The sequence below is a fragment of the Labrenzia sp. ATLA3 genome (genome assembly GCF_057180185.1).
The window spans coordinates 712,575-732,584 of record NZ_JBXUKV010000002.1 but is presented as its reverse complement, the minus strand read 5'-3'; the positions used below and the strand labels follow the sequence as shown (position 1 = coordinate 732,584).

The window sequence follows — 20,010 nt, the reverse complement described above, 5'->3', positions numbered from 1 at the left end:
ACCATGAAGCTGTTGTTCGTTCAGGCTGGATTTGGCGCAGGTGGCACGGAAAAGATCGTGGCCATGCTGGCAGCACATCGTGCTGAGCTGGGCGATGAAGTGCATGTGGCCGCTATGACCTGCCCCGAAGCAGGATCATATTTCTCCTATCCGGACAATGTTGTCCTTCATGTTCTCGACCGGTCCTCCGGCAAAGGGCTGCTTCCCCTGCCGTTGCGCAGGCTCGCAAATATCCGCAAGCTGGTTCGGTCTGTATCGCCGGATGCCTGCCTGTCGTTCCTGACCAAGATCAACGTCCTGACCCTTCTGGCCGCAGGTTCGTCGGTGCCCGTGATCGCCTCCGAGCGCAACAACCCGCTGGTGCAAAGGGCGCATCCGGCCTGGCGACGTGCGCAGAATGCCTTGATGCCGCGAGCCGCGGCGATGGTCATGCAGACGGACCGGGCGCGGCAGGGCCTGCCGGCACGGGTGCAGCCCTGCGCCCAGGTGATCCCGAACCCCTGTGCGCCCATTGCAGGGGTAGCGCCTTCGTCTGAAGGAAACAGGCTGGTTGCCGTCGGACGTCTGGACCACCAGAAGGGCTTTGATCTGCTCATCGATGCCATGGCGCTGGTGCGCGAAAAACAGCCGGAAGCAAGACTGACGATCTATGGAGAAGGTGCCGCCCGCACTTCCCTGGAAGCGCAGCGTGACCGCCTTGGACTTCAGGACGTCGTCAGCCTGCCGGGCAAGAGCACCAAGCCGGGGGAATGGATCCGGAACTCCGACATTCTCGTTCTTTCCTCCCGTTTCGAAGGCTTTCCGAATGTCGTTGCCGAGGCTGTCGTCAGCGGGCTTCCCGTCGTTGCGTTCGACTGCCCCTACGGCCCACGGGAGCTGATCTTCGATGGAGAAAACGGACTTCTGGTCAACGATGGCGATGTCGCGGCGCTTGCCGAGGCGATTGATCGCCTGATGTCCAGCCCGGCCCTGAGAGCCGCGATGGCGGATGCCAGCCTCCGCCTGCGGCAGAAACTGGCGCCGGAGACCATTCTTGCCCAATGGGACCGGGCGATTTCCGATGCCGGCCGGGAGGGGGCCTTCAAACATGGCAAGCCGGCGGGGGAGGGGTATTCACATGCAAATGCGTGAACGTTTCACCACTGTGGACACCGGACTGTCCGTCACGGCGGACCTGGCGCGGACCGATGCCGGAGCGCTCAATAATAACGACATCGATACCATGACGAACAGCAGATATCGGCGGCAATTGGGGGGATTCTATGAGCATTCTTGTTGACTCGCAGCAGGAACAATATGCCTTGGCAGAACGTCCGATTCAGTTCGGATTCTTTGCCATGTTCAAGGTGTTGCGGAGAAACTGGCTCTGGCTGATATTGTCCATGCTGCTGGGTCTGGGCGCTGCGCATATGGCGCTCAAGGTCATTCAGCCGAAATTTGCCGCGCGCTCGACCATCATTCTGTCGAACGTGGAAACGCGGATAAATCCGACCGAGACGACAATCGAAAACTCCGACACGTCGCTTATCCACGTAGAGACCGAGATCGACCTGCTTCGATCCGTGGAATTCGCACGTAAGGTCGCCAGTGAACTGAACCTGATTTCGGACAGATATTTCAATCCGTATCTGTCGGCAACCGAAACGCCGCTGCCCAATCAGGACCAGCAACTCGAAGCGGTTCTGGTGCGCATGCTCAACAGCTATACGGTTGAAAGGCGAGGGGAGAGCCTGGCGCTCGACATTCGCGTGCGCCACCCGGATGCCAGCATGGCGGCGCAACTGGCGAATACGCTTTCCAGGACTTACATCGACAGCTCCCTTCGGGAGAAAAAGGACGTCGTCCAGTCATCCATCTCCGAATTGCGGGACCGGATAACCCTCCTTGGTGGCCGTCTGAGCGAGATGGAAGCGCGCCTGGCGAACCTCATTCGCGAAAACGAACTGGACGATACCAGCCTCGGCGACGAGTTGAGGGCAGAACTCAGCAGATTGACTTCGATCCTGAGCCTTGCCCGCGACCAGAATGGATCTTCCATCCGCGCAGACGAGGCCCAACTCCGCCTTGCGGAGGTGGAACAGAAACTGGAAGAGCGAACGCGCGCTGAACTGACACAGTCAAAGTTGCAGAGATCGCTTGATTCAGATCTGGCCAGGTATCAGGCCCTTGTGGAGCGGCGCAACGCGCTGGAGACACAGGTCGACTTTCTTCAGCCCGATGCCCGCCAGGTAACTGTGGCTTACCCAGCACTGAAACCGGCGACACCAAACCGTATCGCAATCTTCGCATTCGGCATTGCGGGCGGGCTGGTCGTCGGTCTGGGGTTCGTGCTCTTGCGGGAACTGTTCGACCGCCGGGTGTGGACCGGTACCCAGACGATGCAGTACCTGGGCTTGCGAACCATCGGTTATGTTCCGCGGATCCGGTTCTGGCGGAAAAGGGACAAGCAGGAACTCTTCCTGAGCAAGACGTCCAGGCAGGAGAATTCGCCGTTCCAGCTCGCGCTGCGCAGTCTGCTCACGCTGCTTTCCAATCAGGTCCGCAAAAAGGACAGCATGGTCATGGCCGTCACATCGGCGCTTGCCAACGAAGGCAAGACGACCCTGACATTCTCGCTCGCGGTTTCCGCTGCCCGAGAAGGACACCGGGTGCTGATGATCGATCTCGACATCCACCGGCATGGCCTGACACGCATGGCTGGCTGCGAGGTGCCGAAGACTACGCCCCAGGACATCTGGCAGGATCAGAAGGCAATCGACGAGCATATTGTGCCATGCGCCCGGTTCGGACAGGTCAATCTCCTGTCGTTCTCGCCGGATTTCATCGTTCATAGGCGTCTGTTCGACACGCCTCGCGGCAAGGCCATTTTGAAGAAACTGCGCGGAACCTACGACGTCATCATTATTGATACGGCTCCCGTACTGGCGGCCGACGAAGCCAACCGTCTGGCGACGCTCGCGGATTTCGTGATCCTGATCGCGCGCTGGGGGCGCACGTCGGAAGATGCGCTGGGAACGGCGGCTGAAGCCTTGCGGCACAATCAGATTCCACTCGCAGGTGTGGTTCTGAACGACGTCGACATTCGCCGTTACTCGCTGCGCGACTACGGAGCTCACCGAGCGGGAGGATATTACGCCTACAACAACAGCTATATTTACAAATCGCCTAAGTAAGACAGCCCTGGTCGCGATGGCGCTTCCATTTTCCGTCATCGCGATCCACCAAAAGGCATTGGGTCCGACAGGACGGTTTATTTGAAATTTTTTGCATCTTGCTGCGCATCGAAGTTTCAGCCGCAGCTATTTGAAAATCGCATCGAGTGCCGCGCAGTGCCGTTCAAGGATTGTTCGGGCGTTCGGCAATCTTAAAACGGTCGCAAGGTCCGGCGCTTCCGCCGCAACACAGTGAAGGAGACGATCCCTGTCTTTGTTCAACACCAGTTCTCAATCTGCCGGCAAGGTGGCTGATCCGGTGTCAAAACGGGGTCGCCAGACCGAAACTGCTGCCGAAACCGGGCTTGAGAACATCCAGATTCACACGCTGATCCTCAGGAATGCACTTCTGATCGCCCTGTGCATGCTGGCCTGTGGCGCCCTGATGTGGCTTCGGCTTGCCACCGTTGTGCCGACCTACAGCTCGCAGGCCACGCTGGTGGTCGACGATGCGATCCTGCGTCTCGACCCGTTCGGGGCTCGGCTGCGGGCCAGAACCTTGTCGATGACCCAACTGGCCACTGAAATCGAGGTGATGAATTCGCGTGAGTTCGCCGCACGGGTGGCGGAACAGGTGTTGCCTGAAGAGGTGTCGGCTTCAACGTCGGGGGCGGATCAAGGCGGCGCGTCCGGCAAGGCAAGCGCGATTGATCGTATTCTGGAGAGCTACCAGATCATCTGGCATCCCACGACCTTTGCCATCGATATCCTTGCGACCGACGCCAGTCCGCAAATGGCAGCCGAAATCGCGAATGGCGTTGCCCGCAGTTATGTCGAATACACGCTGGAGATACAGCGTGCGGATATCGAGCGGACCAGGATGTCGATCTTGTCGCGACAGTCCGCCTTGCAGAAAACGATGGAAGCGGCGGAAGCAGATCTGCTGGCCTTCACCAAGGCCCACAATCTCGACGATGTGACCGTGACGCAAACTCTGACCGACACCCTTCGCCGCCTGGAAGCGCAACTGGCGCTGGCTGAAGAGCAGGCAGAACACTCGGCAGATGCGACCGAACTCAAGGCCGAGCGGGACGCGACACTTGCGAAACTCGAAGCGCGTGCGGCAGCTGAGGTTGAAAAGAACGGCCTTGAGCGAAAGCTGGAATCGATGCGAAGGCAGGATGATCTTCTGTTCGACAAGGTTGAAGCGCTCACAATGCAGGAGGCGCTTCTGGCCCCGGTTGCGCGACAGGTCACCGTTGCAAGCCCGTCGGCAAGGCCTGTTTCTCCTTCTCCCAAAACCGAAACGGTGGGCGCGCTGATCTGTGGGCTCACATTCGGTTTCATTCTGGCGCTTCTGCGGGAAAACCTTCGCGGCCGTTTGCGGTGGCCGCAGCAGATAACCACGTTTCGCGCACCGGTTCTGGGGCATTTGCCTCGGCTTTCACGAAAGTTCATCACCCGCATGGCCTGGGCTACCCGGAGAGGGAGCCTGGTACGGGCATTGCACAAGATCTCGCCCCTTTACACGACCCTTCGTACAAAGACCGGGACCGGCTCCGGGAAAGAGACCAGTGCCATGGTTCTGGTCACGTCGCCGGGGAACCAGGAGGGGCGGAGCACCCTCAGTTTTGCGCTTGCGGCACATGCGGCGGCAGGAGGTGAAAAGGTCCTGCTTGTCGATCTGGACCCATCGCAAAAGGACCTGATCACGACCCTGTCGCGCAAACGCAGCGCGAGCGGGTTCCTCGATCTTCTGACCAATCCTTTGCAGATCGATGCAGCCGCGTGGCATTTGCCCGGCCATCCGAGCCTGTCGATAATCGCACCCGCGCCGGGTGCCGTGCCGATACGCTTTGGCAACATGTCCAGCGTCACCACGTCTCTCAGCATCCTGCGCCGTAAATACTCCCTGATCGTGATCGATTGCCCGCCTGTGCTGAGTGACGACGTGGCATGCCGCCTCGGTAGTCTCGCGCAGTCGGTGCTGCTGGTTGCCCGCATGAAGAAGACCCGCTTCGAAGATCTTTCGAAAGCCGCTCAACAACTTGAACTGAACAATGCCTCGAACGTCGGGATAGTGGTGAATGATGGCTGAGAACAAAACACAGGCTGCAATCGTTTTCGCCCTTGGCCTCTTGCTGTCGCTGACGCTGCCGTTGACGGCTGAGGCCGCGCCCCGGGCGTTTCCGGGGGCTGTCGGGTTCGGAGCATTTGCGACCGGGTGGACCGGCGGCGAGATCATTCCGGTTACAACGCTGGCCGATGCCGGTCCGGGTTCTCTGCGTGCCTGCGTCGAAAAAGGCGACATGCCTCGGATCTGTGTCTTCCAGGTGAGCGGAACGATCACGCTCGACAGCCCGCTCTTTTTCCGCTCGAACCTCTATGTTGCAGGCCAGACGGCGCCCGGGCTGGGTATCCAGATCAGGCTGGGAAAATCCCGCGCCACCCCCGTGATCATCAAGAATGCCAGCGATGTCGTCGTCCGGTTTCTCAAGGTACGGCCGGGGCCGAGCCAGCAGCCTTCGTCGTCGGTCGACGGGGTGACGCTTGAGAACGCCACGCGCGTTTATCTCGATCATTTGTCGTTGATGTTTGCCACCGACGAGAACCTCGGCATTCATGTTTCCCGCGAACGGTCCAGCGACATAACGGTCGCAAACAGCATTTCCGCCTGGGCGCTGGATCATGCCAATCACCCGAAGGGGCGTCACTCGAAGGGGGCCTTGATTTGCTCCGGCGACGGCCGCGACTTCGACTGCGGGCGCGTCAGCCTCTGGCGAAATCTTTTCGCCCACAATCGGGACCGTAATCCGGATATCTATGGCAATGACGACGGTCCAATCGAAGTCGTCAACAGTGTTTTCTACAATCCGATCAGTCAATTCGGAGAGTTTCGCAACTACTACGGCAATGCGCTGATCATCTACGCCGGCAACGTGGCGCTGACGGGTCCGAACACCGTCCGCAATCGGCCCGCCGCGGTCGAGGCCATCATGGCAAGCGACCAGTACAGCCTGGAGGTTCAGGTCGATGACATTCTCGCGATCGACCGCGGACGCTGTGATCGAAACCGGCCCTTCCCGCAGGTCGATGCCGATCCCGGTGCCGAAATCGTCGAGGGCGTGACCGGCACGTTGTCCGTCCCGCGCGTGAGGGCAAGCGAAGTGCTCGATCTCGTGCTTGAAGGGGTTGGCGACCGCCTGCCGTCGGACCGCCACCGGGACGAGCTGGACCGTCAGCTTGTCGATACGGTTCGCAATTGCACCGGACGGGTGATCGATTCTCCGTCCGAAGTTGGTGGCTGGCCGGATCTCCAGCTGGACGAACGGGTCGTGGACACAGACGGCGACGGATTTCCGGACGACTGGGAAGATGCGACGGCCGGGCTCGATGCCAGCCAGCCAAACGACCCATGGCAGATTGCCACGGGCACGGACAGGGCGCACATCGAGCTTTGGCTGGCAGACCTTGCCGGCGACAGGGAGCTGGATGACTGATGGCCCGACTGCTCAACCTCTCAGCAGAAGACAGCCTGATCGCCGGGCGGCTCATACGCAATTTTTCATGGGTCTTCTCGTCCCAGGCCGTCAGCGGTTTGATCAGCATCGGGACGCTGGCCATCATGGCCCAGTCACTTGGTCCGGCAGGTCTTGGCCTCTTCGCGATCTTTCAGGCCTACGTGCGCATTGTCGATCGGCTTTTGCGTCTGGAGCCCTGGCAAGCCGTGATCAAATATGGCGTTGAGGCCCTGTCCGATAATGACAGCAACCGGTTCATGCGATTGCTGAAGGGCTCGGTCTACGTGAACCTCGCTGGCAGTACGCTCGCTGCCGGGGTTTCGATCTTCGCCGCCCATGTAACGGTGCGGATGATGGGCTGGCCACAGGACAGTTCCGCTTATCTGGCGCTGTTTTCCCTTGCGCTTCTTTTCAATCTCAAGCCGACCGCGGTCGCCGTTTTGAGGATTTTCGACCGGTTTGACGTTCTCGCCAAGGTCGACGTCGGTATTGCCCTGATGCGCCTGGTGCTGTCCGCCGGCGTATGGGCGATGGGTTACGGCCTTTGGGGATTTGTCCTTGTGGCGGTGATCGAGGGACTGGCGAACAGTCTGCTGCCGTTCGTCTTTTCGCTTCGCTATGTTCGCCAGCGTGGCTACGGCACGTTCATGCAGGTTCCGATGCAGGGTATCCGCAGCGAGAACCCGGGAATTCTGCGCTTCCTCTGGAACTCGAACTTCAACGTCATCATCCGCCAGACGGTGCAGCGCCTGGATGTGATCCTGCTGTCGGTGCTCGTGGACGAAAAATTCGTCGGATATTTTCATATTGCCCGCCGGGTTGCCGACAGTGCGCTCAAGCTGGGGCGCCCGCTGAACCAGGCAATCTTCCCGGAACTGGCGCGCAAATGGAGCTCCGGCGAAGAGCGCGGGTTTCACAAGCTGGTAAATGGCGTGCTGCTGGCCATCGCAGGCCTTTGCCTGACTGTGCTGATCCCTGCCGCGTTCCTGATGCCATCGCTCTTGTCGGTCCTTTTCGGCGCGGGGTTCGATGAGGCGGCGAACATGGTCAACGTCCAATTGCTGGCCGTCATACTGCTGCTGGCGACGATGGTGCTTAATCCGGCCATGCTGAGCATGGGGCGCGACCGTGAGCTTCTCGGGGTGACCGTGCTCGGAAGCGTGGTTTTCCTGGCCTCTTTCGTACCGCTTGTTCATGTCCTGGGGCCGGTTGGGGCGGCTGCCGCACATGTGATGTTCAACGGCACGCTGGTCGCAGGCGCTTTGTTCGTCCTCTACTGGTCGCGCCGGCAGCGCGACGTGAGGAGACAGATCTGATGCTTCGCGCGATCCCGCTTTCTCCGCATCGCAATCCCGTTACTCAGGGGACGGCCAGTCAGGAACTCGAACGCCTGCTTGTCATCGCCGCGGTATTTCTGTCGCCGATGACCTATCTGCGCACCAATATCGTCTTCTTTACGTTGTCGGATCTCATTGCCAGTGCCGCCTTTGTCGTGATGATTGCGAACAGGCGCATTCCACTTCGTCCTTTCGCGGACATGACGCCTTTCTGGCTCTTCTCGGTGTTGCTTCTCTGCGGCGGTCTGATTGTCGGATCGCTGATGTCCGGCGATCCGCTTACCGGGGCTGTGGGTGTTGGCCAATACGGGTTTTCGCTGGTCCTCATGCCTCTGCTGCTTCTGGGGCGGTCTGCGCGGGAAACAATGTTCCTGTGCAAGGTGATGGCCTTTTCTCTCGCGTTCGTGATGTTGCACGGGGTGTTCTATTCCGTGTTCAGTCCGGACGATGCCCGTTTCTTCTCGAGAAACGGACGCCTGACCGGCCTGATCGAGCGGGAAAACGGCGTCGGACTGTTGGCAGGTGTGGGGTTGGTCTACCTGATCTGGCTCTACTTCATCTCCCAGATCTCGGGCCTCCTGTTCGCGGCACTGGCGGCGCCGGTTGCCTACGGCCTGCTGCTGTCCGCATCGAATTCCGGCTTTATCGTCTCGATGTTGGGGATCTTCGGAGTTTCGTTTTTCTACGGCTCGGCGAAACACATTCTGATCGTCATCGGGGTGGCCGTGGCAGGTCTGGCGGCGCTGTTCCTCTTCGGAGAGTACTTTTTGCCCGAGGTGTTTCTGGAGCGGGTCTACGGGGCGTTGACGACCGGCGATTCCAGTGAGGCAGGCACATTCGATGGCCGCATGCTTCTCATTCGCGAAGCAATCGTCATGATCAATCGGTCGATCTGGGTCGGCGTTGGTGTGGATCAGCACCGGCTGATCAGCGACTTGGGCGCGCCTGTCCACAACACCTATCTGCTGTTGTTTTCGGAAGGCGGTGTCGTTTCGCTGCTGGGTCTTGTCGGCGTCCTCCTTACGCTGGTGTTCGTCGGCTGGCGGGCGTTCAGCAGCACCGAGACGCGCTGGGCAGGCGTGCTGATGTTCACGATACTGCTGATGTTCGCATTCGCCCTGAATGGGGTGACCCACATCTACGGAAGGTTCCTGTGCGTGCCGCTTCTGCTTCCGGCAGCGATCTGTCTGGCGGGTCTCCGGGAGCGCCGACAGAATAAGTGGGAGCACGTGTGATCCATGGAAAAGGCACGTTCCAATGTTCGATGGAAGCACCGGAGCCGCCAGATTCGGAGACGGTATCCGAGCCGGGGAAGAGAGCCTGTTTTAGGAAGTGTTCCTTTGGAGGTGTTTGTCTCTTTTTGTGATATACTGCCAGATATTGAGAATAATTCAGTTTTTGAAATTTGGATTTAATCCGGGAGAATTTGAGTTGAGTATTCGTTTATTCGTTGCCGTGATTTCATTGATGGCTTTTCTTGGCTCTGGTCACGCGGCTGAACAGTACAGGCTTTCCGGCGGTGAGACGCTGGAACTTCGCGCCGGCGCCTGGGATGCCCGCAACAAGACCTTTGCCAACTGGGACGGCGTTGCCGGCTCCTACAAGATGGCGCCGGATGGCAATATCTACGTTCCGATTGCGGGTGCCGTGGAAGTCGTCGGCAAGACCCTGGACGAGGTCGCGGAGACAATTGCCAGCCGGATGCAGCGCATCGTCGGCCTGACGGAATTACCCGCGGTGTCTGTCGAGATATCGCGATATGCGCCTGTGTTCGTGGGGGGCGCGGTCACTTCCCCCGGCCAGTTTGACTTCACACCCGGCATGACGGTCGAAAAAGCTCTGGCGATTGCCGGCGGTTTTTATCGCCTTCCGAACGAAGAAGGGACACGGGAGACATCGCTCACCAAGATAACGGGAGAGATCAATCAGCTGCGCGGAACGGCAGCCGGTCTGGCGGAGCAGGAGAAACGGCTTGAACAGGAAGTCCAGCTTTATTCAGCGGAAGAGCTGCCTGACACGGTAGAGTCGCAATCCACTGATCCGGTGCAGTCCAAGATCCTTTCAGCCAACATCAAGGTGACCAAGGCGGAGCTCCAGAGCCTCAAGGATCTTCGTGTGCTGCTCACCGAGAAAATTTCCCAGCTGTCCGAAGAAATCACCCTGCGCGACAAACAGATCGAACTGGCCCGCAATGATCTCGCATCCATGGAGCACCTGAAGGAGAAGGGGCTGGCCGTAACGACGCGTGTGTCCGCCGCCAACACGGCCCTCAATGACCTTGAGGCAAAACGCCTGCAGCTTGAAGTCGCGCGTCTCGATGCGGAGCAGCGTCTCAATCTCGCAACGCGAGAGGCCGCGACCCTGTTCGACAAGACCCGTGGTCAGAAGCTCTCCGAACTCACGGTAGTGAAATCCAAGCGTTTTGACGTGGAAGCCCGTCTTGAACTGGCCCACAAGGTCTACGCCGAGGCACTGGCGACGTCCTCTGTCGATACTTCGGCGCAGGATAGCATCGTCACGCCTTCCTACAGGATCTCGCGGTTCGAGAATGGCGAGATGAAGAGTTTGAACGTCGATCTGAACGCCTTCATGCGTCCCGGTGACAGTCTGACAATCACGCTGGCAATTTCCGAAACAGCGTCCAAGTAGGTCTGGTGCAGTGATGAGACGCATTCGAGTATTGTATCCGTTCGTCGGCGGACCGGTTCTGGGCGGGAGTCACATCTCGGCACTCAGCCTTGCTGCCTCGCTTGATCCAAGCCGGTTCGAGGCGCGTGTCCTCGTTCATTTCGAGCCTGGGGCCATTGGCAAAAGGGCGCGGGATCTGGGCCTCGATTACGAGGTGCTGGAGGACACGCCGCTGATGTCGTCGCCCGGCCTGCCTTTGCCCGGTCGTGTCGGCGCGCTGGGCTATATGACGCGGACATTGCCTGCCTTGCGGCGGACGCTGAAACAGATCGATCCCGACATTGTGCATACGAACGAAGGGCGCATGCATGCCAACTGGATCGTGCCGAGCAAATTGTCCGGTTGCCGTCACCTCTGGCATCATCGTCAGGACCCGGCAGCCAGAGGCGCCAACACGCTCGCCCCCTTGCTGGCCGACCACATCGTAAGCGTTTCCCATTACGCCATGCCATCGCGTCCGATCCGGTCTCTCGGCGAGCGATCCAGCGTGATCCGCAGTCCGTTCGATTTTCCGGCCGTTCGGCCCGACCGCACAGCTGCGCATGCCGCGCTTTGCGAGGAACTCGGCGTGCCAGGGGACGCGGTACTGCTCGGATATTTCGGCTCGATTATCAAACGCAAGCGTCCGGACGGCTTTGTTCGCGCGGTTGACGCTGTTCGCCGCGCCTTGCCGGATCGCCAGGTGCACGGATTGCTGTTCGGAGATGCCGTCGACGCAACCCAGGGGCTGGACGAAACTTGCAGGGAACTGGTCAGCAGCCTCGGGCTGGCGGACAATTTCCATTTCATGGGCTTTCGTTCACCGGTCTTCGAGGCCATGAGCGGCGTCGACGTCATGCTTGTCCCTGCCGTCAACGAGCCCTTTGGCCGGACCCTGATCGAGAGCATGTATCTGGGAACACCGGTCGTCGCGACGCGTCACGGTGGAAACATTGAAGCGATTGCGGACGGTCTGACGGGATTTCTCGTCGAACCGGATGTTCCGGAGAGCTTTGTTGACCCTGTCAGCAACCTCATCAGCGACCCTGCGCTGCAAACCCGGATTGCTGACGCCGCACAGGCAGATGCCGCGGCCAAATATGGGGCAGAACGCCACGTTTCCGAGATTTCCCGCCTTTACGAACAACTTGTCGAGGGCCCTCAGGTAGCAGGTACCGCATATGCTTGATTCAAATATTCGATTTCTGATTTTCGGCGCCGCCAAATCCGCAACGACCTGGCTGCAAAGATCACTGGAGCGCAGCCCGACGATATCGATGCCCAGTCCGGAACTGCATTATTTTTCCGATGAGTATCACCGCGGATCGGACTGGTATCTGTCTCAGTTCAACTTCGACAAGCCGGACGCACTCGTCGGAGAAAAGTCCAATACCTATCTCACCGTTCCTGAAGCCGCGGAGCGAATCCGGCGGGATCTTCCCGATGTCCGGCTGGTCGTGCAGATGCGGGAACCCGCCGCGCGTGCCTACTCCGATTATTGCATGCTCTTGCGGCGGGGGGAGGTCTCCCGAAACATCGAGGATCATCTCGATCCGGCCAGGGCGGCGGACCAGCGGTTCATCAACAACGGCCGGTATGCCCTGCATCTTCGCCGGTTCTACGATCTGTTCCCGGCGGAACAGATCCTGCTGCTGTTGTTCGAGGATATCCGGCGTGAGCCAGAAACTCAGCTCGCCCGCCTTGCCTCCCATATCGGTCACGAGGCGCCCTTGGCCCCCCCGGTGGACAGCAAGGTCAAGGACAAGAACGCGGCCATGGTTCCTCTGCCCCTGCGCAAGGTGCTGAAGCCGTTTCGGCCGGTCCTGGACGGCGTTCGGCACACAAAGCCAATCAAGGTTCTTCGCGACGCCGTTGCCCGGCCGCAGGAATATCCGCCATTGAGCCCGGATCTGGAAAAAAGGCTGCAGGACTTCTTTGCACCGGAAGTCAGTGAGCTTGAGCAACGGATGGGGAAACCGCTCGACGCCTGGCGCGGCATGCACGGGATCTGAGCGGATGGACGAATTTGCCAGCGACGGTTTCGAGATAGGGCCTGGAACGGGCTCTGGCGCGCCGGTCATGCATGTGATTACGAATTTCGCTGCCAGCGGCGGTGCGGAAACCATGCTGGCAAGACTGTTGGCGGCGACTGCGGATCCGACAGTCGTTGTGTCCCTGATCGATGTTTCCGAGCGCAATCTGAATTTGGCCGGACGCCCGGATGTGGACTATCATTCGCTCAACGCCCGTGGAGCGCTGCAGATGCCGGGCGCGATAAGGAGCCTGACCGGGCTTATGCGGCAGAAGCGTCCGCGCGCAGTGCTGTGCTGGATGTATCATGCGATGGTTGTCGGCACCGTGTCGGCGCGGCTTGCTGGGGCACCGCCCGTCTACTGGACGGTGCGCCAGGCGCTTGACGACCCGCGCAGCCTGACCCGGAGCACCCGCCTTGCTGTTGCAGGCGCACGCATGCTTTCGTCCCGCGCTGCAGGCATCGTCTACAATTCTGCACGGGCGAAAGAGCAACACGAACAGTATGGTTATGCGGCGCGATACGGCAAAGTCATCCCGAATGGTGTGGTGGTGCCGGAGCTCGCAGAGCGCGCGCCAGGCAAGGCCCGCGTGTTCGGTATTGCCGCACGGTTTCATCCGCAGAAGGACCATCTGACCTTCTTCCGGGCCGCAGCACAGATCGCAGCGCAATTTCCCGATGCCCGCTTTGTCGCCGCAGGCCACGGTCTCGATGAGCGAAACAGCGAGGTCATGGCCCTGGTGGCGGAAGCAGGGCTCGATCCGTCACGCCTGAAACTGCTCGGCGAATTGCGTGACATGGAGGATTTCTATTCGCAGATAGATGTTCTTGTCCTGTCTTCGCGGACGGAGGGCTTCCCGAATGTGGTCGCTGAAGCCATGAGCCACGCCCGCCCGGTGGTCACCACCGATGTCGGCGACGCGGCGCTTATCGTGGCAGACACCGGCAAGGTGGTTTTGCCGGGGGATCCGGATGCATTGTCCGAGGCAATGGCGGACTTCGCCCAGCTGACCGCCGATCAGGTCGCAGATCTTGGACAAAGGGCTCGAGCGCGCATCGAGAAGAATTATCAGGTGAAACACATCCTCGATGAATACCGGGAGGTTCTGTCGCAGCGCCTTCCGGCGTAACGGCACACTTGGTGCTTCAGGCGCCTATTTTCGGAAGCCCATTTGCTCCTTCAGCGCGGCGTCCAGTTCGTCGAGCGACGTTATCTCCACATGGGCCGCGTGTGCATCGTCCTTCGCGTGTGGTGAATGGACCGCCCCTGTCCGCCGGATTTGAACGGTGATCCAGCCGCGTGCTTTTGGGGTCACGAAATCCTTGGCGGGATTGTCGGCAACGTAGACCATCGGTCCGCCATCTGCTGCACGTTCTTCCATTTCCTCGTAAGCGCGAGGATGCGGCTTGCCATATCCTTTCGGCCAGTCTCCGGTCTTGCGGATATGGTCAATCCACTGCTCAACCCCGAGGGAAACGATCTTGGCGGTTTGAGTTGCCGCCGGTCCGTCGGTAATCAGACCGAACGGACCACGATGGTGCTCGAGATAACGGGCCGCGTCCGGAGCCAGCTTAATTTGTGGCGTGTGGCCGCGGTAGGCCGCAACAAGATCCGGGATCAGATTGCCGTCCCCGCTGTGACCGAGACTTTCAAGCGCGCGATTGAAGATGTGGCGCCGCTCACCTTCCTCGAACAGCATCTGGCAGGCATTGCCAAAGCCGGAGATGCCTTCACGCTGTTTCATCCACCCGTCGAGATAGCGATAGCCGCTGAACGCAAAATCCCGCTCCAGGTAGAGCGTATCGTCCAGATCAAAAACAATCATCACGATCCACCACACAAACGGTTCCAAGCCGACAGGTCCCTGCTTCGGGAAATGGTAACCGAAGCAAGTGCGGATCTGTTGCGTGGATGCCGACGAAAGGCCAGTACGGCTGCCGGACGTCTTGGATGGTCAGCCGTCATAGACCGCGCTGTCGTACCGGAGCATTTTGACGTTTTCTCGCCAGTCATCATTGGCACTGCACGGACGATCCAGAACTTCCTCAAGCAGCCATTGCGCAAAATAGGCGCCGGCATGGTCGGCCAGCGGATAACCGCCACCGAATCTTGCATTGATTTCAATGACGCGCGGTCCAAGATCCGGGTCGTCGATCACCTGAAAACAGGCGACGCCTGTCAGTCCGGGCAAGGCACGGTGCACGCCTTCGGCGATCTGCCGGAAATCGTCACGGCGAACCGTTTTCCCCTTCTCGACTTCACCCGCGCGGATCTGAATGCGCAGATGGGGAACCACGGTTTGCAGCTGGCCGTCTTTATCGACGAACATGTTGATCGTGTATTCCGGACCACGCAGAAGCTGCTGGAACACCATGGGTTCCTCAAAACTGTCGGGCAGTTCGTTGATGTTCTGAAACACCTGCAATCCCCGGCTGGCACTGCCGCCACTTGGCTTGGCAAACACCGGCCAGCCGAGCGAATCCGGATCGGCGAGCAGTGCTTCGTGTCCCAGCGATCCGGGGACGGGCACGCCAGCCGCTTCAAGCGTTTCAGACGTCAGCCGCTTGTCCCTTACAACATCGATGATGTCAGTCGGGGCAGCATGCAGCCGTGCTCCCAGCTGGGCGAAAGCATCCGCTACGCTCGCAAGCGGCATCAACTCCGGGTCAATCGTCGGAACCACCAGATCGACCTGATTGTCACGAACGATATCGAGAATAGCCTTGGCATAGCCGGGGTCATTGCATCGGGGCACGGCAAAGGCCCGGTCCGCAACTGCGCAGGCCGCGCTTAAATCCGGCGCGAAATCACAGGCAAGTATTTCCAATCGGATGCCCAGGCGTTCGGCGGCAGATCGAAAGCACTGAAGCAATCCCACGCGGCGTCCTGCGGAACAAATCAATAGTCGCAATTCTTTGACCGGCACAACAAACTCTCCGGAAATGTGAGGGGCAATTCAAAATGAATATCAAATCAGTAAACAAGCCGACTTCGACCGTAGGGGGACTATAGACAGCCCTGTTGATTTTGTGAATTCAGATTTATGCTTCCTCATGAAGTTGGCGTGTTGTTTTCGACTGTCACTACGAACCATCGGCACCGCTTCGCCGGTATCAAACACCTGATGTCCCGGTTTGATCAGCTCCTGGTCGCCGGGTTGACCATGGCCCTCAACCTTTCCGCGTCGATGGCCTCACTGCCAAACGCATGACGCCCAGGCTGCAAGTTGAAGACGCGGAATAGCCGGCGAGTTTCGCATTTGTTGGCGGCAAAAAGTGCAAAAAGATCAGACGTTTGATTGGTCTAGGCGAGGAGAGTTCGCACTTGCTTTGTTGAGTTGGTTCCTGAAATAAATTTCACAAAAAGAAATAAATACCAAAAGAGTTTGACGGTTTCCGGGGGCTGCTCTTATCCATGAAGTCGCTGGGATAAAAACCAGTGATTGAAATTTCTTGCATCGAAAAAGCCTCTGACGGGCTGGACTGCAAGAGTGGGAGGAGCAGCGTCGGGTCTGTCTGCGTGGAGAGGAACGCAGGCGGGATTTCCTGACAATCTGAAATCAATCACCCAACGGAGGTTCGGCTGCTTGCGGCCGGGAGACCGCGGGTCCAGGGAGGAAACTATGGGCACTTCTATTTTCAAGGGAATTCTGGCTTCTGGCATGCTGTCAGCCGCTGTCCTGACGGCCGCTCCGGCGACTGCGGACGGTTTGAAATGCGAGCCGGGCGAAACCTACATCATGAACGTCATGGTGTCCGGTCATCCTTATTGGGTTCCGGTCTATCAGGGCTTCAAGCAGGCTGCGTCCGCGTTCGGCTGCGAGACGATCTTCTCCGGTACGCCGGACTACGACATCACCAAGCAGATTGCATCGTTCGAGCAGGACATGGTCAAGCAGCCTGCCGGTGTTCTGCTGCACCCGATGCAGTCCGACCCGTTCATTGAGCCGATTGACCGGGCGGTCGACAGCGGCACGGAGATCGTCACCTTCGCGGCGGATTCTCCGAAGTCCAAGCGCAGTGCCTATGTCACCTCCGATAACCTGGCCGAAGCCAAGTTTGCGGCCGAAGAAATCGTCAAACAGGTTGGCGACAGTGCCGAATATGCGGTTCTTGAAAACCCGGGTCAGTCGAACCACGACCTGCGCGTAACCGCGCTGATCGACTACATGGAAAAGAACTACCCGAACATGAAACTGGTGGGCCGTCAGGCAACCAACCAGGACAGCAACGCCGCCTACCGGGCAACGGCCTCGATCCTTCAGGCCAACCCGAACCTTGCCGCGCTCTGGATCCCGGAAGCCGGATCGGCTGAAGGGGCTGTCGCAGCGGTGCTGGAAGCGGAAGCCAAGGTGCTGATCATGCATGCGGATGTCACGCCGACTACGCTGGAGCACATCAAGGCGGGCAACATCCATATGGCGCTGAATCCGAACCAGGGCATGCAGGGTTTCATGGGCTTCATGGCCGTGTTCCTGGCTGCGCACTCCGACGTGTTCGATCCGTTCAACGACTACAAGGTGTCCGGCTACAACCCGGTGCAGATCCCCTACGTCGACAACGGCTTTGCGGTGATTACCAAGGAAAACGCCGATAGCTTCGATCTCAACGCCTACATGGAAGGCCGCGATCCGAGCTGACGAACCGGCCGGGGTCCTGTCGCGCCCCGGTCGATATGGCGGGCTGTCTGTTGTTGATGAAGCAGATCAGGCAGCCCGTTCTTTTCCGGAACTTTGAGCAAATCGGCCTCGCCATGACTGACGATGTGATCCTGAAGATCTCCAATCTCTCAAAATCCTTCGGGCCTGTCCAGGCGCTGAAGGGCGTGGACTTCGAACTGCGCAAAGGCGAAATCCACGCGCTTGCCGGGGAGAACGGCGCCGGTAAATCCACGCTGATGAATATCATCGACGGCATCTTACAGCCGGACAGCGGCGAGATTTATTTAGACGGCAAACCAGTTGTCATTTCTTCGCCCGCCGTGGCGCAAAAGCTGGGCATCGGGTTCGTTCACCAGGAGATCGCGCTGTGCCCCGATGTCACGGTTGCCGAAAACATCTTCATGGCGACGACCAATGTCAGCCGTTCCTTCCTGATGAACTACCGTGCGCTTGAAAAGAGGGCCGCCGAGGTGCTGGGCCAGCTTGGCGACATCGATCCGGCGACACTTGTGCGAGATCTTTCGATTTCCCACCAGCAGCTCGTCGAGATCGCCAAGGCGCTGACGCTTGACTGCCGGGTGCTGATCCTGGACGAGCCGACGGCTGCGCTGACGGAGAAGGAAGCGCAGGTCCTTTTCAAGATCATGCGCCGTCTCGCCGGCAAGGGCATCTCGATCATCTACATCTCCCATCGCATGGTCGAGATCTTCGACAATTGCGACCGGGTTTCCGTCTTCCGGGATGGGAAATACATCACCACCCGCAGTGTGGCCGAGATCCAGCCCGACGACGTGGTCAATGCCATGGTCGGCCGGGTGATAGACGAACTATATCCGCGCAAGCAGTCTGACAGCGAAAAGACGGATGACATCATTCTGGATGTGCGCAATCTGAGCGAACGCATGCGGTTCAAGGATGTCACGTTCCAGCTTCGCAAGGGGGAAATCCTCGGCATTGCCGGGCTGATCGGTGCCGGGCGTAGCGAAATCGTCAAGGGCATCTGCCGGCTTGAAGGCGACGTCACGGGCGAAGTCTCGCTCAACGGGCGCCAACTTTTTCTGAAGACTTATCGCGACAGTATTTCCGAAGGCATCGTTTATCTGTCGGAAGACCGGAAGGGCGACGGCATCTTTCTTGACATGTCGATTGCCGCCAATGTGTCCGCCCTCAAGCTGGAGCAGGTCGCAACCCCCTTGGGGTTGATTGCGGGTGCCAGGGAAGAGGCCCAGGCGGAAAGCCTCGGCAAGCGTCTGAACCTCAAGTACGGCGCGCTGTCCGATCCGGTATCCTCGCTCTCCGGAGGCAATCAGCAAAAGGTCGCGATTGCGAAAATGCTGTCGGTCAATCCGAAGCTGATCTTCCTGGACGAGCCGACGCGCGGCGTGGATGTGGGCGCGAAGGCAGAGATCCATCGGATCTTGCGCAACCTCGCCAGCAGCGGGGTCGGTATTCTGGTGATTTCTTCGGAGCTGCCGGAATTGATCGGTGTTTGCGACCGTGTGCTGGTGGTCCGGGAGGGGCGTATCAGCGGCGAGGTGACGGGCGCACAGATGACCGAAGAAAACATAATGCACCTGGCGTCCGTGGGCGCCAAGGCGACCATACATTAATCGTGGGGGGAATCATGGAAGACGCCGTCTCCGTGGCAGGCGCGCCGAACGGCAAACCGGCGGACGTCTCGTTTATCCGCAAGCTGCTGCGCATGCGTGAAACGGGACTCATCGCAATCATTCTCGTGCTGTTCATCGTGATGTCCTTCGCCTCACCCTACTTCCTGACGTGGGTGAACATGCGTGCCATGGTCATGGCCTTTGCGGTGGAAGGCATCGTGGTGGTCGGCATGACCATCCTGCTGATTTCGGGCGGTATCGATCTCTCGGTCGGTTCAGTGACGGCGCTGGCCATGGTGATTGCCGGGTGGCTGTTTCTCAACGGTGTCGATCCGTGGGTGGCGTCGGCGATTTCAATCGCCGCCTGCACGGCAATCGGGGCCTTCATGGGCTTCTTTGTCACCCGCGTCGGCTTGCATCATTTCATCGTATCGCTGGCAATCATGGTGATTGCCCGGGGTGCATGCCTTCTGGGTACGGGCGGGCGGCCGCTCGGGCTTTTCACCCTGCCACCGGAATTCAAGTTCATCGGCCAGGGCTCCATCGGACCGATCCCGATCGTCATCGTGATCTTCCTTTTGGTGGTGATCGGTTTCGACTTTCTGCTGCGCCGCACGACCATGTTCCGCAAGGTGTTCTACACCGGCAGCAACGAGAAGGCGGCGGCCTATTCCGGCATCCGCACCAAGCGGGTGGTGTTCTTCACGACGACCCTTTGCTCTGCACTGTGCGGTGTTGCCGGCATCATCTACATGGCCCGCTTCGGCTCGGCCCAGCCGACCTTCGGCATCGGCATGGAACTGAACGTGATTGCGGCTGCCGTCATCGGCGGGGCGAGCCTCAAGGGGGGCTCCGGGACCATATTCGGGGCAATCCTGGGGGCGGTGCTGCTGTCGGTGGTCTCCAGCTCGCTCGCGCTTCTGGATGTCTCGGTCTACTGGCAGGATATCATCCGTGGGTCCATCCTGCTGACGGCCGTCTCCATCGACCATTATCTCGTCAAGAAACGCGCCTGACCCGGCACCAGCTA

15 protein-coding genes are annotated in these 20,010 nt (G+C 59.4%); 13 read left to right on the top strand and 2 right to left on the bottom strand.

The window, feature by feature from the left end; translation table 11 throughout:
• Positions 1–3: 3 nt before the first annotated feature.
• The 10 genes from AC2A6O_RS07805 (at position 4) to AC2A6O_RS07760 (ending at position 13,839) form a co-directional block, all read left to right on the top strand.
• Positions 4–1,131, top strand: a complete 1,128-nt coding sequence (locus AC2A6O_RS07805) for a glycosyltransferase family 4 protein (RefSeq protein WP_498926352.1) — start codon at positions 4–6, stop codon at positions 1,129–1,131.
• A 131-nt stretch (positions 1,132–1,262) separates the two neighbouring features.
• Positions 1,263–3,173, top strand: a complete 1,911-nt coding sequence (locus AC2A6O_RS07800; RefSeq protein WP_148583070.1) for a GumC family protein — start codon at positions 1,263–1,265, stop codon at positions 3,171–3,173.
• A gap of 253 nt (positions 3,174–3,426) precedes the next feature.
• Entirely contained in the window at positions 3,427–5,250 is a 1,824-nt protein-coding gene (locus tag AC2A6O_RS07795; protein ID WP_498926351.1) for a GumC family protein, read from the top strand.
• Positions 5,243–6,652, top strand: a complete 1,410-nt coding sequence (locus tag AC2A6O_RS07790) for a pectate lyase family protein (RefSeq protein WP_498926350.1) — start codon at positions 5,243–5,245, stop codon at positions 6,650–6,652. The genes AC2A6O_RS07795 and AC2A6O_RS07790 overlap by 8 nt, the downstream gene beginning before the upstream one ends.
• The gene (locus AC2A6O_RS07785; protein WP_498926349.1) at positions 6,652–7,989 is read left to right on the top strand and encodes a lipopolysaccharide biosynthesis protein; all 1,338 of its coding nucleotides are present in this window, start codon (positions 6,652–6,654) and stop codon (positions 7,987–7,989) included. The genes AC2A6O_RS07790 and AC2A6O_RS07785 overlap by 1 nt, the downstream gene beginning before the upstream one ends.
• The gene (locus AC2A6O_RS07780; protein ID WP_498926348.1) at positions 7,989–9,245 is read left to right on the top strand and encodes an O-antigen ligase family protein; all 1,257 of its coding nucleotides are present in this window, start codon (positions 7,989–7,991) and stop codon (positions 9,243–9,245) included. Before AC2A6O_RS07785 ends, AC2A6O_RS07780 begins: the two co-directional genes overlap by 1 nt.
• 196 nt (positions 9,246–9,441) lie before the next feature.
• Complete coding sequence (locus tag AC2A6O_RS07775; RefSeq protein ID WP_148583065.1) at positions 9,442–10,659, top strand: polysaccharide biosynthesis/export family protein; 1,218 nt, start codon at positions 9,442–9,444, stop codon at positions 10,657–10,659.
• Between the two features lie 13 nt (positions 10,660–10,672).
• Positions 10,673–11,866, top strand: a complete 1,194-nt coding sequence (locus AC2A6O_RS07770; RefSeq protein WP_498926347.1) for a glycosyltransferase family 4 protein — start codon at positions 10,673–10,675, stop codon at positions 11,864–11,866.
• The gene (locus tag AC2A6O_RS07765) at positions 11,859–12,689 is read left to right on the top strand and encodes a sulfotransferase family protein (protein WP_148583063.1); all 831 of its coding nucleotides are present in this window, start codon (positions 11,859–11,861) and stop codon (positions 12,687–12,689) included. The genes AC2A6O_RS07770 and AC2A6O_RS07765 overlap by 8 nt, the downstream gene beginning before the upstream one ends.
• Before the next feature lie 4 nt (positions 12,690–12,693).
• Positions 12,694–13,839: a glycosyltransferase gene (locus tag AC2A6O_RS07760; RefSeq protein WP_498926346.1), complete on the top strand. Its 1,146-nt coding sequence runs from the start codon at positions 12,694–12,696 to the stop codon at positions 13,837–13,839.
• Between the two features lie 24 nt (positions 13,840–13,863).
• Here the strand turns inward: AC2A6O_RS07760 and AC2A6O_RS07755 are convergent, their stop codons facing one another.
• Both AC2A6O_RS07755 and AC2A6O_RS07750 read right to left on the bottom strand, forming a co-directional pair.
• Positions 13,864–14,535 carry an HAD family hydrolase gene (locus AC2A6O_RS07755; protein ID WP_498926345.1) on the bottom strand — a complete coding sequence of 224 codons (672 nt, stop codon included), beginning with the start codon at positions 14,533–14,535 and terminating at the stop codon, positions 13,864–13,866.
• A gap of 129 nt (positions 14,536–14,664) precedes the next feature.
• Entirely contained in the window at positions 14,665–15,636 is a 972-nt protein-coding gene (locus tag AC2A6O_RS07750; protein ID WP_498926344.1) for an ATP-grasp domain-containing protein, read from the bottom strand.
• Positions 15,637–16,371: 735 nt separating this feature from the next.
• Here AC2A6O_RS07750 and AC2A6O_RS07745 point away from each other — a divergent pair.
• From AC2A6O_RS07745 to AC2A6O_RS07735, 3 genes are all read left to right on the top strand, one after another.
• Positions 16,372–17,349, top strand: coding sequence for a substrate-binding domain-containing protein (locus AC2A6O_RS07745; RefSeq protein ID WP_498926375.1), 978 nt, complete (start codon positions 16,372–16,374; stop codon positions 17,347–17,349).
• 113 nt (positions 17,350–17,462) lie between these two features.
• Positions 17,463–18,980: a sugar ABC transporter ATP-binding protein gene (locus AC2A6O_RS07740; RefSeq protein WP_498926343.1), complete on the top strand. Its 1,518-nt coding sequence runs from the start codon at positions 17,463–17,465 to the stop codon at positions 18,978–18,980.
• Positions 18,981–19,072: 92 nt separating this feature from the next.
• Positions 19,073–19,996: an ABC transporter permease gene (locus tag AC2A6O_RS07735; protein ID WP_498926374.1), complete on the top strand. Its 924-nt coding sequence runs from the start codon at positions 19,073–19,075 to the stop codon at positions 19,994–19,996.
• Positions 19,997–20,010: the final 14 nt, after the last annotated feature.